Source organism: Octadecabacter ascidiaceicola (assembly GCF_900185015.1).
GTDB classification, from domain to species: Bacteria; Pseudomonadota; Alphaproteobacteria; order Rhodobacterales; family Rhodobacteraceae; genus Octadecabacter; species Octadecabacter ascidiaceicola.
In genome coordinates this window covers 373,184-388,245 of sequence record NZ_FXYD01000001.1, presented here as the reverse complement: position 1 = coordinate 388,245, position 15,062 = coordinate 373,184, and the positions used below count along the sequence as shown (strand labels likewise).

The window sequence follows — 15,062 nt, the reverse complement described above, 5'->3', positions numbered from 1 at the left end:
TTTTGAACATTTCGTAAAAGACAGCTATGAAGGTCATGTCACAATCAGGAACAAGAAGCTCAATGGCACGTACGAACACCCGCTTTGTCGAAGCACATACTGAAATGCTAACTATCTGTGACGCCATGGAAATTGGCGCCCTGTTGCCGTCAGAAAATGCCTTGGCATTGCGTCTTGGAGTTAGCCGAACCGTGGTGCGCAGGGTTTTGGCACGGTTAGATGAACAAGCAATGATTGTACTACAAGGCCGTGAAAAAGTCATAAAACGGCGATCCACAAAAACGGATCGTGTCGAAGCGCCCCCTGTTCTTCTAAACATTGACGAATTGGAAGGGCGATTCCTTGATTGGGTTCTGCGCATGGACGTCCCGCCGGGCACCACGTTGAACGTCGCACAACTGTCCAAAGAGTTTTCAGTCGCGGCGCACACACTCCAAGAATTCTTTTCATCCCTCAGCCGGTTTGGAATTGTTGTCAGACGTCCAAAGGGGGGCTGGGTCCTGCACGGGTTCACACGGGACTACGCGCTCGAACTGTCAGACTTCCGCACATTGCTCGAAATCAATTCGGTCAGTCATATTGTGACGCTGCCGGACTCGCATGAAATTTGGCTGCGTCTTGATCAGCTTGAGAACGATCACAACGACCTGCTCGACCGAATTGATCAGGACTTTCATGACTTTTCACAGTTGGATGAAACTTTCCACACAGCCATCAATAACGTGGTCACAAACAGGTTCGTGAAGGAGTTCCAAAAGGTCATCTCACTCGTGTTCCACTATCACTTTCAGTGGAATAAGTCGGATGAACGCGTCCGCAACGAAAACGCTATCAGGGAACATTTGGATTACATCGATGCCTTACGTAGCCGCGATTTGAACAGCGCTCAGGCCGCTGCAAAACGCCACCTTGCCACGTCAAAACAAACCCTGTTGAGTTCGCTTAAGGCGAACAGCCACGGGTCTTAAGTTGTTACAAAAGCAAGGGCCTCTGCAGAGAGATCTTTGTTTGCGGCTGCGAGATTGCGCTCAAGCGAGCTCACCTTGCCAGTGCCAAGTAGCACCGAACACGCCGCCGGATGGTTTAATGCAAATTGCAACGACGCTTCGGCCAGTGTCAGGCCAGCGGTTTCGGCACGCGCTTGCAATGCAGTAACCTGATCTAAGATATCTTGTGATGCTGGCGCGTAGTCGAACCAAGCACCGGGTTTTGGGCCCGTTGCCAAAATACCAGAATTGAAGATTCCACCCAACACAAGGCTCGTGCCTTGGGATGCACATAAATCAAGCAAACCTGCCTCGGCCTCGCGATCAAGCAAGGTCAGGCGTCCGGCCAGCAGAATTGTATCTAATGTTTCATGGTGCATCACGTCGATGCAGACCTGACTTTCGTTCACCCCAAGCCCAATCGCGCCAATGCGTCCCGCTTGTTTGAGATCGCGCAGCGCGCCCATCCCTGATCCCAGAAGGTCGTCCAAATGCGCAGCCCCTGCAACCCCGTGTGTGTAGTCGCCAATGTCATGGACAAAGAGGATCTCAATATGACTTGTGCCAAGCCGCTCGCAACTGCTTTCAAAGCTGTCACGGATGCCATCGGCGGAATAGTCGTAGCGGACGGCGTTTGGCAAAGGCTGAGCAAAGCCGTCGGCCTCGTCCATCGCAGCACCGGGAGACAAAACGCGGCCAACTTTGGTGGACAGCACATAGGCGTCACGCGGCTTAGTCTGCAAAAATGTACCGATGCGTTGCTCGGACAGCCCGCGCCCGTAGTGTGGGGCCGTGTCGAAATAGCGAATGCCCGCCTCCCACGCGCGCTGCATGACTGCCGTGGCGTCTGCGTCGCGCACAACACCGCCCAAGTTACCAATGCTGGCACAGCCAAAGGACAGGGACGTGACAGAAACGTTGGTCTTGCCGACCGGTTTTGTGATGATATTCATCAGGTGTGTTCCTTATGTTGTGCGGCGATTTCTGACAGGATCGGCTTTGCTGAGAGATCGCCCTTTGCAACGGCCCAGTCCAGCATCGCCGAAATCCGGCGGCCGACTTTTTGGGCATGGTTTTGTGCAATATCAGCGATCCGGTGGTCGAGGAATGGGTTGGCAAAGCGCTCTATGGTGGTGACGACATAAGCATCGAACGCATCCGCAAGGCGCGCTGCGACGAACACCGGGCGGACCTCATTTTGCAAAACGAACTTGAGCTGCGCAAGTTCAGCGGCGTCGTCAACAATATGACGCACAAGCACATCATCAGCGCCTTTATTGCGAAGCCACCGATCCGCCAGAAACGTATGGCCAAGGTTCAGGACAAAGAGCTTGAGCGCCTCAATGTCAGATAACGATGGCACGAGTTGCACTGAGGGATGGTCACACGGCAGGACAAGACCGGGTTGATCCTCAATCGCCCAAAGCGCGTAGGGTTCGGCAACGGCACCTGCCGGTTCCAGCGGTTGTGACACAATCCGGTCCACCAGCGAGTTCACCCATATCACCTCACGTTCCAAATAGTCCCGAAATTCGGGCCCATCATTCTGTGCCAACGCCATGACACGGGTCTTTAAGACCGTCCCATTATCAACGATCAATTCCATCGGCATGATCTGAATAGGGGCTGAATTATTTGCAAACCGAAGCCGTAGAAGATGGGTCAGCTTGGCGGGGTATGACATGGCTTGGTCGAAAGATGGATCGCTGTCGCATTTTTGGGGCGCAAATCCGGTATCACCAGTATTCGACAAAACGATTCTTGCCTCTTCCACGAAGATACGCGCAACTTCATCCCAGTCCGTGGATGTCGACAGTGTCCGTGCAACACTTGTTACATCCAGCGTTTCCTGCACCCTTGTACCTTTGATCAAGCCTTCGACACGAACAGGGTAAGACCCAACCAGTGCGGCCAAACGCGCAGCACGGCTTGGATCGCCAGAGCTTTGCACTACCGTGATCGGACCAACCTCTTGGCCGTTTTGCATCGCTTGCGAGACAAATAGATCGGCATGCGCCTGCAAAAAGCGGCTCGTTCCGAACTGAAGAATGGGCGTGGGCTGCAAAGGCGATCCTCTCAAGGGCGCAAGGTGAAACTCGGCGCTTTACGTTTGGGTGTTTTTAATTATACAAAACATCTTAAGTCAACCACGTCTTCGAGGAAAGCCTGATGTCCACATCTCCTAAAATCGATGCACACCAGCATTTTTGGCAAATTACACGCGGTGACTACGATTGGATGACTGACGACGTCGCTGAAATCCGCCACGACACCCTGCCGGCTGACCTGTCACCCCTGTTGGCAAAACACGACATTGCAGGAACTGTCGTAGTCCAAGCGGCCGCAACGATAGCTGAAACAGAATTTCTCCTTCGCTTAGCCAAAGACACCCCCTTTATAAAAGGCGTGGTTGGCTGGGTTGATCTGGAAGATCCAGTATGCCCAAGCGTATTGGATCACTTGATGGCATCATCCGTCTTCAAGGGCGTGCGGCCGATGCTACAAGACATCGAAGACACCAACTGGATTTCAAAACCGACTGTTATGGCCAATTTGGCGGCCGTTGCAGAACGCGGACTGCGATTGGACGCCCTTGTCGTGCCGTGCCATCTGGACGTTCTTGCAGGTGTCGCGGCGGACCTGCCGCAGTTGTCCATCGTGATAGATCATTGCGCCAAGCCCATCATAGCAGGTGGCGCTGACGCTGGTGATACATGGCGCGATGGCATGGCACGCTTGGCAGCATTGCCCAATACAATGTGTAAAATCTCTGGCCTCGCAAATGAAGCGGGTCCAGGTTGGAACGCTCAATCCCTACTGGATGTGGTTGCCTATGTTGTGGACCACTTTGGTTCCAACAGAACCATGTGGGGGAGCGATTGGCCTGTCCTAAACCTTGCAGGGGACTATGCGCAGTGGCGCGCTGTGTCTGACACGCTTTTCGCTGATCTGAATGATCAGGACAAAGCAGACATCTACGGTGGCACTGCCACCCGCTTTTATGGCTTGGAGCTATTATCATGACCTATAACATTTTGTGCATTGGCGAACCTTTGGCAGAAATCTCGCGTCGTGCATCCGACCTAGCAGTTGCCTTTGGTGGCGATACGCTGAACACCGCCATCTATTGTGCCCGATCGGTCCAAAACCGCGATATCGCCGTCCACTATGTTACGGCTATCGGGGAAGATACTCTGTCTGATGCTGTTTTGGAATTGATGACACGCGAAGGTATTCAGACCGATCACGTCAGCCGCGACCCAAACCGCCAAATCGGTATATACGCCATCCAAAATGACGAAAACGGCGAGCGGAGCTTCCATTATTGGCGCGACGCCTCTGCCGCGCGCGCCATGTTTGCTACCGACACCTCACCGCATTTGGCAGCGATTGAGATGGCTGATCTGGTCTATCTGTCGGGCATCACCCTTGCTATCTTGACGCCAAATGCACGCGACCGCCTTTGGAATGCCTTAGCCGCGCACCGCGCGTCAGGCCTCAAGGTCGCTTTTGATTCCAATTACCGGCCCAAACTGTGGGACGCGACAACCACCGCGCGTCGCGAGATAACCCGCTTTTGGGAAATCACTGACATCGCCTTGCCGTCATACGAAGACGAAGCGGATTTGTTCGGCGACAAGACCACCTCGGGTATCGTTAATCGTATCGTTGCGACAGGTGCGCAATCTGGCGCGTTGAAGTGTGGCGATGCAGGACCATTGCTTATCCCATTATCCGACGACATCGAAAACTTTGCCAAAGCCGACAGAGTTGTCGACACAACAGGGGCTGGTGATAGTTTCAACGGTGCCTACCTTGCGGCAATCGCAGCTGACAAGACGCAAGCAGAAGCCGCGGTCGAAGCCCATGCATTGGCGGCCCGTGTTGTCACGCATCAAGGCGCTATCTTGCCGCGCGTGGCAGCCTCCAAAGCAAACCGTATGGGCAGTGTCATTCGTCTACGGCCAGAGCACCTAGATGAATACAAACGCCTCCACGCCGACGTTTGGCCCGGTGTGCTTAGTCGTTTAAAAGCGTCCCACTTCACAAACTATTCTATCTATCTCAAAAAACCCGAGTTCCTTATGTTTGGGTATTTTGAATATACTGGAAGCGATTTCGAAGCTGACAATGCAGCCATTGCGGCTGACCCCATAACCCAAGAATGGTGGGCGGTTTGCGGACCAATGCAGGACCCTTTTGAAACCCGAGCAGATGGCGAATGGTGGGCGGAAATGGAAGAAGTGTTTCATTTGGCTTAATTGACGTGGTCCTTTTTACCCCAAACGGCACCAATACTCAGACCGTTTTGTGATTGGTTTAGAAACCGCGCAACGTACCTAATGTCCGCGCCGCAGTATTACTGGGGCGCAGCACACTTTTGGCGAAAAGGAAGCATTGGGGGAAATCGCTATCGAAGTAAACAGAGGGGACCCGATGTGGTACGTCAAAGAGCGGACATACAATTCAACACCCCGAACGGCAGAAAAGTCCGCAAAGCAGTCGTTCAGGCTGATGAAATGATGGACTGTGGACGAATGACCATGTGGTTCGGTCGAGCTGATATTTCGACTATTTTGTAAAGTACACGTATCATTTTGTGGGATAAGCTACCGCTCCGCACGAACTTTGCGGTTGGAAATGTTCGAGGAGCTAAAAACGCCGTCAGGAGGTTTCTGGGGGCGTTTGATCAGTACTGATGACGTTGACGTCGTATTCCATAGCGATGAACACCTTGAGGCATTACTCCTAGAATACGGGATCGAGTAACTCATCGGGTCATCGGTAAAACCGCTCAAATACCCATTGTAGCGCCGGTTAGTGCCTGCCGTATCTGTGCTGAGCACGATGCAGTTATCGATTGGGAGGGGTGTTTTGGTCGGTCCCTTCATTTTATGTCATTTATGTCATCGATAGCTATCTAAGGACGGCTTTGACCGCTTAACGGGCTTCTAGCCCCAAGTTCTGACCTGCTCTCCATTGAGTTCGCTACTGGCGCTTCTCCGGCAATGGCGTTTCGTGAACTACAAGATGGTGCACAACGACGAGCGGATGCTCTTGCAAGAGCTGATCGATGAACTGTCAGGCGGGATCTTCGAGCCGTACTTAGATGAACACGGAAAAGATCGACGACCTGTGATCGTTGAGCTGAAGCTACTGACGTACGAAGAGCTGATGAAAGATAAAACAGAGTTCATCGGCCCGCCGCAGCCGCCAAAGATGCAAATGAAGCTGACGGATGAAGAGAAGCAGAAGATCAAGGATTTTGCCGAGCTGCTTGTTGCGGATCACATGTCGAAACCCTCGAGCGACACAAGTTCAGACTAACACATATATGACACCCGGCAGCTGCATTTGGCGGCCGCCGAGTTCCTTAACGTAAAACCGGTTAGCAGATTTCGATCCACCCACGGTTGATTGGGCCGAAATAGAGTCAATGCATAGTCGTTTTATTTCTGTCAGATTTCTGCGTTACGCCAGTAGCATGTCAATGCTCAAAGCTGACATTCATAGTAGGGATTATGACTGGCCGCTTAGCGGGACAAAGCTGCCGTTAGTAGACATTCTTCCAAGGTCGGCTTTCTGCGGTTTTCGACCGTGCAAAAATCAATTCGCGACGTATAGTAATTTCTGTTTCGACGCAGATGACTTTTGTCGCTCTTGAATGCTGGATTGGCTACTGTCCACTCAGCGGCTTGCTTGATGATCTTATAATGAGCTTCGGTTTGCAGTGAACACCGGTGGCCACTGAGCTGGGGTTGATGATGGCTGAAGACAGCGCGAGCCCTGCTTTGTGACCGATGCGTTTCGCGGGAATACGGACTGTCGTGAGGGCAGGCTCAATCTCGGCGGATCCTTTGAAATCCCCAATTCCCGTAATGGAAATATCGTCCGGCACGCGCAATCCGGCAGCTGCGGCCCCGTAGAGCGCACCCGTCGCGAGAATGTCGTTGCCGCAAATGATTGCCGTGGGTCGATCAGTTCGATTCAGCAACTCCAAGGTATCTCGTTTTGAGGCCGAGATGCTATAAACTGTCGTCAACTGCCAATGATCCGGCACGCAAATCCCCGCGTCTGTAAGTGTTTGCATGACGGCTAGTAAGCGTTCCTGAGCACGGTCATTTCCGCCGGTCGGGGGGAACATGCAGGCGATGTCACGGTGACCCTGAGACAGCACATGTTCAGCAATCATCACGCCCGCAGAATTGTTGTCGGAGCCGATGCTTGGATATCGTGCGTCTTCGGCGTAATTCCACATCAGGATCGACGGAATAGTCTGGCTGTCGATCAGGCGAAAAACCGCGTCGTCGTGATCCAGACCCGTCAAAACGATACCGTCCACACGGTGCTCTAGCATCTTGCGCAGGATCGCATATTCGCGCTGTTGATCATATCCGTGCGAGGCCAACAGGATCGTAAAGCCCTGTTCTGCGACCGTATCTGAAAACGACTGCACGACCTCGGCAAAGATCGCGTGGTCTAGTGTGGGGACAATCACGCCGATGGTTCCGCTGCGAATGCCGTGGATGGTTTGGGCGGCGCGATTGCGAATATAGCCTTGTTTGCGTACTGCCGTTTCGATTCTGCGCCGCGTGACCAGTTTGACCAGTTCGGGATGGTTGAAATAGCGCGACACCGTTGACGGCGATACGTTAGCAGCCTTTGCAACCGATAGAATATCGACTTGTTTTACTTTTGTATCAGTCACTTGCCATCCATTTATGAAAACATTTGCAAAACTATTTTCATTGTTTAGCGTCAAAGATCAACTGCAAAGATGGGGAGGCCTCGGCGCTTGGATTTTCTGTACTACATGGGCGACGTGTTCACCCCGATCAACTTCGGGCTGTTGTTGCTGGGTACGATCGGCGGCTTGATACTTGGCGCAACGCCGGGCTTGTCGCCGACGATGACGGTCGCATTGATGATTCCGTTCACCTTCAAACTCGCCCCAGAACAGGGGCTTATCCTGCTTGGGGCAGCCTATACATCGACAGTGGCAGGAGGCGCAGTCAGTGCGATTTTACTAAAAATTCCGGGGGCACCTGCCAATATTGCGACCACACTGGATGGTCACACGATGGCGCAAAAGGGCGAAGGCGCCAAGGCGTTGCAAATTTCGTTTATAGCATCGGCGATTGGCGGTCTGTTTGGTGTGTTCTTGTTGATTTTCCTGACACCGGTTCTGGCCACTTGGGCGCTGGCATTTGGTCCGTCCGAACTGTTCTGGCTCGCCATTTTAGGCGTTACTGTTATCGGCACGCTAGATTCCAGTTCGGTTGTCAAAGGCCTGCTGTCAGGGTGCATCGGCCTGTGGCTTGCCACGATCGGATTTGACGACATCATGGGCGCGCAACGCTTCATCTTTCATTCTTCTGTTAGCGGCGGCATCAACATAATTCCTGCGTTGATTGGCCTGTTCGCTATTCCGCAAGTGATCGCCATGTTCGCGAAGGGGCGCTCAAACGTGGATGCCGAGATAATCGTCGTGCAGCGCCATCCCATCGGCGCTGCGTTTCGCGAAGTATTCAGCCGCAAACGTGCGCTGGCGATTGGCACGTCCGTTGGTTCAATCATCGGCTTGATCCCCGGCGTCGGCGGGCAGATCGCGGGTCTTGTCGCCTATGATCAATCCAAAAAGATGAGCCCCGAGAGCGGGAAATTTGGCACAGGTCACCCCGAAGGTGTCATTGCCGCGGAAAGTGCAAACAATGCGATGGTTGGCCCGTCGTTGGTCCCATTGTTGACGCTGTCGATACCGGGATCACCGACCGCTGCTGTTCTGCTTGGCGGTTTGCTCATCCACGGCATTTTCCCTGGACCAAGTTTGTTCACGCAATACCCCCAAGTGGTCTGGCCTTTCATCAACTCGATGTTGGTTGGGCAAATCCTGATGTGTATGTTCGGCCTGTTTATCGCGGGTTGGGCAGCCAATGTAGCCCGTGTGCCGCGTTCGGTGATGGCCGCTGTCGTCCTTGGGCTCGCGGTGTTTGGCAGCTACTCCGTTGGTCACTCTATGGGGGATGTCTACGTCATGGCTTCCCTTGGCCTTGCCATGTATTTCCTTGAACGCTTCGGTTTTTCGGCAGCACCGCTGGTCCTTGGTCTGATCCTTGGACCCATTGCAGAGGCAAACTTCATGCAAGGTGCGATGATCGCCAATGCCACCGTCGGCAAGATGGCTTATTTCTTTACGGGCTGGCTGAACTGGTTGCTGATTTTGATCGTTGTCGCTTCGATTGGCTACTCCATCTGGATGGAATTGCGCCAACGCCGTTACACCACCAAAGAAGAGGCCAGCGCATGAACGATCTTCCCCGTACCCAGCACATCTTCGCCTCGGGCGCGATTGCCGCTGTGGGCGTTTCGGTCGCTTACATCAGCTTTACGCAAGAACCTGCGGATGCGTTTGTCTTTCCTCGCCTAATCGCGACGGTGTTCGCGATCCTCGCGATTTGGACATTCGTTAAGGCGGTGCTGGGTCGCACCAAAGTTGGTCAAGGCCTCAGCGGCCAAGATATGCGTAACCTATTGCCCGGCCTGATTGTCACACTGATTTATGCATTTTGGGCCGCCAAAGAACTTGGGTTTTACACGGCCACCGCAATTGCCTTTTTCATCCTACTAACCGTCTACGATCCCGCCCCCCACACAGAGGCGAAGACATGGGTCAAACGGGTTCTAATTACCGCTGGATTTATAGCGGTCATGTACGGTCTCTTTGCGATGCTTTTGAACGTGTACACACCGCGAGAGATTTTTTCCTAAATCTGCGGGAGGCAGTTTTGGGATATAACCAAGGGAGAGAGAAAATGAAAAAATGGATTGCAGGTGCCGCATTGGCGCTGACGGCGATGACCGGAACCGCGATGGCCGAAGGGCATGGCGATTACCCTGAACGTCCCGTTATGTTGATGGTCAGCTATGGTGCTGGCGGCGCGACAGATTTCCAAGCACGCATCGTCACCATGACAGCTGGCAACGAAGATGCGTTGAACATGCCCATCGCCATTCTGAATAAATCTGGCGCGGGTGGTCGCGTCGGTTGGAACTGGCTGGCGCAGGCCGAGGCCGATGGCTACACGCTTGGCGCCTACAACGTGCCCCACTTCATCGCGCAGTCCATCGAGGGCGGCGTAGACTATTCCACCGACAGCTTTGAACCCATCGCAAACTGGGGCGCGGACCCTGCGGTTTTCGTGGTTGGTGCCGACAGCGAGTTCAACTCAATGGCTGACGTGATTGCCTATGCGACCGCCAATCCAGGTGGTTTGACGTTCTCGGGTGCTGGTCTGTTTGTGGGTCACCACATTGCTGCGCTTCAGCTTGAAAAAGCGGCTGGTGTAGAATTGGCCTATATCCCGAACAATGCAGGCGGTGCTGGTGCTATGCGCGCTGTGATTGCAGGTGAGGTTCTGGGCGGCGTGAACAACCTGTCTGATGCGTTCCGTGCACGTGAAGCAGGCACAGTCAAAATCCTTGGTGTTTTTGATCTTGAGCGCAATGCGTTCATCGATGATGTGCCAACAATGATGGAGCAAGGTTACGAGATCGACAATGCATCGGTGAACTACCGCGGTGTGATGGTACCAGCAGGCACGGATCAGGCGATTATCGATCACCTTGCGGCAGTCGTACCAACAATGTTCGAGAACGGCCGCGTGGCATCGCGTATGGCGGCAGGTGGTTCACCTATGCACATCATGAACCGCGCCGAAGTGCAGGAAATGTGGGCACAGCGTCAAGTGACGCTTGAGGCGCTTCTGGCCGACCTCTAATTGCCTAGCAAACGAACAACGGCGGGGCTGTATCGTGGCCCCGCCAAACCAAAGGATTTCCCATGACCGCCATTGATCCCATCGCCGCAGAAATTGCAGAAGTTGAGGCGATCGTTGCGCGTGCGCGCACGGCACAGGCCTCCTTTGAGATAAATGGATCGCAGGCAATTTATGACCGCGCCGCCCAAGCCGCCGCTTGGGCGATTATGGAGCCGAGCCGCAACAAACACCTCGCCGAACTGGCTGTTGAAACCACGGGCCTCGGCAATGTCGCGGACAAAATCACCAAGAACCATCGCAAGACATTGGGCCTGATGCGCGATATCGCCGATGCAGTGACCTATGGCATCATCAGTGATGATCCAGAAACCGGAATAACCGAAATCGCTCGTCCGATTGGTGTGATCGGGGCTGTTGTGCCTTCCACCAACCCCGGCGCGACGCCCGCCAACAATATCATCAACGCGCTGAAATGCGGCAATGCCATTATTGTTTCACCGTCCCCCAAAGGTGTGCCGACGTGCGAGACTTTGCTGGGCTATATTTACGCCGAGTTCGACAAGCTCGGGTTAGATCATGATCTGGTGCAAATGATCCCTGGCCGTGGCTCCAAGGAAAAGACCCAGCGTTTGCTGGAGATCGCTGATCTGATCGTGGTGACGGGCAGTCAGAACAATGTAAGACGCGCTTACACCAGTGGCACGCCCGCGCTGGCGGTCGGGGCGGGCAATGTTTGTGTCATCGTGGATGAAACCGCTGACCTTGCGGCGGCGGCGCAGAAGATCGCAGCCTCCAAGACATTTGATAATGCCACATCGTGCAGTTCAGAAAATTCAATCGTGGTGCTGGATGCAATCTATGATGCGTTCATGGCTGAGCTGGCCAAAGCGGGCGGCGCGCTGATCACGGATGACAGCAAAATCACCAGCACGCTCTGGGTGAAGGGGCACCTGAACCCACGTGCTATTGCCCAAGATGCGGCACCAATGATCGAGGCCTTGGGTCTAACGGGCGAAGTCCCTGCGGACACACAATTCATAGCGGTTGAGAGCAACGGCATCGGGCCTGATTTTCCGTTGTCGGGTGAGAAACTCAGCCGCGTGCTAACCGTCTACCGTGCTTATGATTTCGCCGCGGCGGTTGCGACAACCCGCAAAGTTCAACTCCACCAAGGTGCGGGCCATTCCGTTGGCATCCATACCAAGGATGACACACGGCCCTTAACGCTTGCCAATGCAATCCCCACCAGCCGCGTGATCGTCAATCAGGCGCATACATTTGCAACGGGCGGCGCATTCAACAACGGGATGCCATTCTCGCTGTCTATGGGGTGTGGGTCATGGGGCGGCAATTCCATCGACGAAAATCTGCATTGGAAACACTTCATCCAAAGCACCAAAATCGTGCGTGAAATACCGCCTCGCGAACCTGCTGTTGAAGATATTTTTGGCGAGTACTGGGCACAGGTCGGCAAATGATATTTGACCCCGCACATCCCCCCAACGGCACAGTTCGTGATTGGTTGGACGCGCGTGCAGACGCGGATGGGATCGCCGTTGTGTTCCCCGAAACATCTGAGACCCTGACATGGCGCAGCTTGCGCGATGACGCCCGTGACATGGCCCAGAAAATGGCAGCTCAAGGTATCGCGAAAGGCGAAAGCGTTGCCATCATCCACCCCAACGGGCGCGACGGACTGATTGCCACCTACGCCACGCTTTACGGTGGGTTTCGTGCGACGATGATCAACCTTGCGGCGGGGCCGGATGCCATTGCCTACGCGCTTGACCACTCTGGCGCGCGCTTTGCAATGGTGCATCCGTCTCAGCGTGAGACCTTTGGGAACGTCGCCCCAAAAGGTGTGGTTGAATTGAACCCCGCGGCGCTGTCCGCGATGACAGAACTGTCGGATATCGGCCCCGACGACCATGCATTGTTGATGTATACATCAGGCACTACTGGGAAACCCAAAGGCGTTGTGCATAGCCATTCGAGCCTTATGGCGGGCGGCTGGACCACTGCTGTGGCCCACAGGCTGAGTGGTGACGATCGCGGGTTTTGCGTTTTACCAATCTATCACATCAACGGGCTGTGCGTGACCGTGATGGGTGCGTTGGTGTCAGGTGGATCGCTGGTAATGGTGTCGAAGTTCTCCGCCAGTAAATTTTGGACCCAAATTGCTGAGGGCGAGGCCACTTGGTTCTCGGTTGTGCCGACCATCATCAGCCATTTGTTGCACGGTGCGGCTAATCCACAGGCGGGCACGCGCCTTCGGTTCGGGCGATCTGCGTCTTCGGCCCTCGCCGTGGAAACCCAATCGGCTTTTGAAACGCGCTTTGGTGTGCCGATCATTGAAACCATGGGATTGACGGAAACAGCCGCCCAGATTTTATCCAACCCACTGCCACCGGGCGTGCGAAAAATTGGCTCGCCTGGTGTGGGCTTTGGCAATGACGTGCAGATCATGGCCAGTGACCTGACAGAGGCCCCGCGCGGCGCCGAGGGCGAAATCGCCGTGCGCGGCCCGAACGTTATGCGCAAGTATCTGTCCAATCCAGACGCCACTGCCGCTACTTTTGCTGGCGATTGGCTGCGCACGGGCGATCTTGGACGTATGGATGAAGACGGCTATGTCTTTGTAACAGGTCGCTTAAAGGAGCTGATCATCAAAGGCGGCGAAAACATTGCGCCGCGTGAAATTGATGAGATTCTTTACAGTCACAACGAGGTCGTTGAGGCCGCAGCGTTCGCTCGGCCCTGTACGCGGTACGGCGAACGGGTCGAAGCGGCAGTTGCCGTCTGCGAAGGTTCAAGGTTGGCCGAAGCTGACCTGTTGTCCTTGTGCTCGCAGCGTCTTGGCGCATTCAAATCCCCGGACCGAATACATTTCATGAAAGAATTGCCAAAGGGCCCATCAGGGAAAATTCAACGGCTAAAGCTCTCCGAAATCCTTTGAGGCTGACTTTTCCAAAGTCCGCTTTGCTCCAATTCTGTTAAAAAAGTCTTCTTGATTTGAAGACCATCGATTGATCCTGAGCTGCTGATCCGGATGCTGCTGGTGGGCTATTGCTTCGGTATTCGGTCAGAGCGCCGGTTGTGCGAAGAGGTGCATCTGAACCTCGCATATCGCTGGTTCTGCCGCCTCGATTTGTCTGATCCAGTGCCAAATCATTCGGCCTTCTCCAAGAACCGGCACGGGCGCTTTCGGGACAGCAAACTGCTGCGCCACCTGTTTGAGAAGACCGTCGCGCGGTGTATTGCAGATGGTTTGGTGAGCGGCCAGCGCCTTGCAGCAGACGTCAGCGGTCTTCTTGCTCGCTTCCTGTTCCTTGATCATCGCAATGAACTGTTCGTCCGTAAATCGTGCCTTCATTTGTCCGACCTTTTCTTGGGCGGACTCCACACAAATTTGGAGGCGTTTTGGGGGCTCAGGTCAGAGCCAGTTCGCGAAAACGAAAAAGCCGAAAAAATATCGTAACACGTTGTAAATAAAGGATTCGACTCCGGTATCGATCAGTGCATTTTGCTGCGATTACGGGAATAAATTATCCTAAAGAACCCAATGAGCCCCAACATAGGAGGGCAATAAGCCGAGGTAGAAAAAGCAAAAGCCTCGCTGGTGACACAGCGACCTTAATGCGGGGTAACGAGGATGCGGTCCGCGCTGAGGAGCAAAGATCGTAACGGAAGAAGGCCCTCTGTTCGGTGCTATAGGTGTCGAGCAAAGGGTTCCACTCATGGCGAAACGATGGGCCGTCTTCTTTTGTTCCTTAAACCTCGGGGAGTCCGAAGGACAGGACAGAGCCCCTATAACGTTTCCGGTCGCGCCACTTAGTTTATGTCGAATCCCGGCTCAGCGAGTTTGAATCCATCAAACGAGAACCCGGGGCTGACGGTGCAGCTGACCAATGTCCAATCGCCCGTCGTGCATGCGGCTTGCCACCAGTCTTTTGGGACGATCCCCTGCGGGCACTCGCCCGCTGCAATATCGGGGCCGAGGTGGATTTCTTTTTTTGGGCCGCGATCTGTTTCCGAAACGTTTAGAATAAGGGGTGCGCCGGCGTGGTAGTGCCAGATTTCAACCGCATCCACTGTGTGCCAATGGCTGGTTTCGCCGTTCTTCAACAGAAAGTAGATGCAAGTTCCGGCCGGGCGGCCTGAGCTGTCTTCGTCGATCCAAGTTTGACGGAAGTACCCGCCTTCAGGGTGTGGCGCGAGGTCTAACGCGTCGATGATCTCTTGTGCTGTCATGGCGTAAGGCTAAGCTGAAGATGGTGGAAGGCCAAGGGAGGCGGTC

13 protein-coding genes and 1 pseudogene are annotated in these 15,062 nt (G+C 54.2%); 10 read left to right on the top strand and 4 right to left on the bottom strand.

All coding sequences use genetic code 11. The features are described 5' to 3' along the window. Window positions 1–62 precede the first annotated feature (62 nt). Window positions 63–968: a GntR family transcriptional regulator gene (locus OCA8868_RS01890; RefSeq protein WP_093994853.1), complete on the top strand. Its 906-nt coding sequence runs from the start codon at window positions 63–65 to the stop codon at window positions 966–968. On the opposite strand, the gene OCA8868_RS01885 is transcribed toward OCA8868_RS01890, so the two are convergent. Both OCA8868_RS01885 and OCA8868_RS01880 read right to left on the bottom strand, forming a co-directional pair. Then, window positions 965–1,939: an aldo/keto reductase gene (locus OCA8868_RS01885; protein ID WP_093994852.1), complete on the bottom strand. Its 975-nt coding sequence runs from the start codon at window positions 1,937–1,939 to the stop codon at window positions 965–967. The genes OCA8868_RS01890 and OCA8868_RS01885 overlap by 4 nt on opposite strands. Beyond that, window positions 1,939–3,051, bottom strand: a complete 1,113-nt coding sequence (locus OCA8868_RS01880; protein WP_093994851.1) for a mannitol dehydrogenase family protein — start codon at window positions 3,049–3,051, stop codon at window positions 1,939–1,941. Before OCA8868_RS01880 ends, OCA8868_RS01885 begins: the two co-directional genes overlap by 1 nt. Before the next feature lie 104 nt (window positions 3,052–3,155). On the opposite strand from OCA8868_RS01880, the gene OCA8868_RS01875 reads away from it, so the two are divergent. The 3 genes from OCA8868_RS01875 (at window position 3,156) to OCA8868_RS01865 (ending at window position 6,314) form a co-directional block, all read left to right on the top strand. Beyond that, window positions 3,156–4,010 carry an amidohydrolase family protein gene (locus OCA8868_RS01875; protein ID WP_093994850.1) on the top strand — a complete coding sequence of 285 codons (855 nt, stop codon included), beginning with the start codon at window positions 3,156–3,158 and terminating at the stop codon, window positions 4,008–4,010. Beyond that, window positions 4,007–5,248, top strand: coding sequence for a PfkB family carbohydrate kinase (locus OCA8868_RS01870; RefSeq protein WP_093994849.1), 1,242 nt, complete (start codon window positions 4,007–4,009; stop codon window positions 5,246–5,248). The genes OCA8868_RS01875 and OCA8868_RS01870 overlap by 4 nt, the downstream gene beginning before the upstream one ends. A 757-nt stretch (window positions 5,249–6,005) precedes the next feature. Next, window positions 6,006–6,314: a hypothetical protein gene (locus OCA8868_RS01865; RefSeq protein WP_143849475.1), complete on the top strand. Its 309-nt coding sequence runs from the start codon at window positions 6,006–6,008 to the stop codon at window positions 6,312–6,314. A 349-nt stretch (window positions 6,315–6,663) separates the two neighbouring features. On the opposite strand, the gene OCA8868_RS01860 is transcribed toward OCA8868_RS01865, so the two are convergent. Further along, on the bottom strand, window positions 6,664–7,695 hold the full coding sequence (locus OCA8868_RS01860) for a substrate-binding domain-containing protein (RefSeq protein WP_093994847.1): 1,032 nt from the start codon (window positions 7,693–7,695) through the stop codon (window positions 6,664–6,666). Window positions 7,696–7,782: 87 nt separating this feature from the next. Between OCA8868_RS01860 and OCA8868_RS01855 the strand changes: the two genes are divergently transcribed. The 6 genes and pseudogenes from OCA8868_RS01855 to OCA8868_RS01830 all read left to right on the top strand — a co-directional run. Continuing rightward, on the top strand, window positions 7,783–9,294 hold the full coding sequence (locus OCA8868_RS01855; RefSeq protein WP_093995480.1) for a tripartite tricarboxylate transporter permease: 1,512 nt from the start codon (window positions 7,783–7,785) through the stop codon (window positions 9,292–9,294). Next, complete coding sequence (locus OCA8868_RS01850) at window positions 9,291–9,755, top strand: tripartite tricarboxylate transporter TctB family protein (protein WP_093994846.1); 465 nt, start codon at window positions 9,291–9,293, stop codon at window positions 9,753–9,755. The genes OCA8868_RS01855 and OCA8868_RS01850 overlap by 4 nt, the downstream gene beginning before the upstream one ends. A 44-nt stretch (window positions 9,756–9,799) precedes the next feature. Next, window positions 9,800–10,765 carry a tripartite tricarboxylate transporter substrate binding protein gene (locus tag OCA8868_RS01845; protein WP_093994845.1) on the top strand — a complete coding sequence of 322 codons (966 nt, stop codon included), beginning with the start codon at window positions 9,800–9,802 and terminating at the stop codon, window positions 10,763–10,765. A 62-nt stretch (window positions 10,766–10,827) separates the two neighbouring features. Continuing rightward, complete coding sequence (gene sauS, locus OCA8868_RS01840; RefSeq protein WP_093994844.1) at window positions 10,828–12,243, top strand: acylating sulfoacetaldehyde dehydrogenase; 1,416 nt, start codon at window positions 10,828–10,830, stop codon at window positions 12,241–12,243. Continuing rightward, window positions 12,240–13,721 carry an AMP-binding protein gene (locus tag OCA8868_RS01835; protein WP_093994843.1) on the top strand — a complete coding sequence of 494 codons (1,482 nt, stop codon included), beginning with the start codon at window positions 12,240–12,242 and terminating at the stop codon, window positions 13,719–13,721. Before sauS ends, OCA8868_RS01835 begins: the two co-directional genes overlap by 4 nt. Before the next feature lie 60 nt (window positions 13,722–13,781). Further along, window positions 13,782–14,069, top strand: a pseudogene (locus OCA8868_RS01830) (transposase); the annotation flags it as partial. A 527-nt stretch (window positions 14,070–14,596) separates the two neighbouring features. Here the strand turns inward: OCA8868_RS01830 and OCA8868_RS01825 are convergent. Beyond that, entirely contained in the window at window positions 14,597–15,016 is a 420-nt protein-coding gene (locus OCA8868_RS01825) for a cupin domain-containing protein (RefSeq protein ID WP_093994842.1), read from the bottom strand. Between the last annotated feature and the right edge of the window lie 46 nt (window positions 15,017–15,062).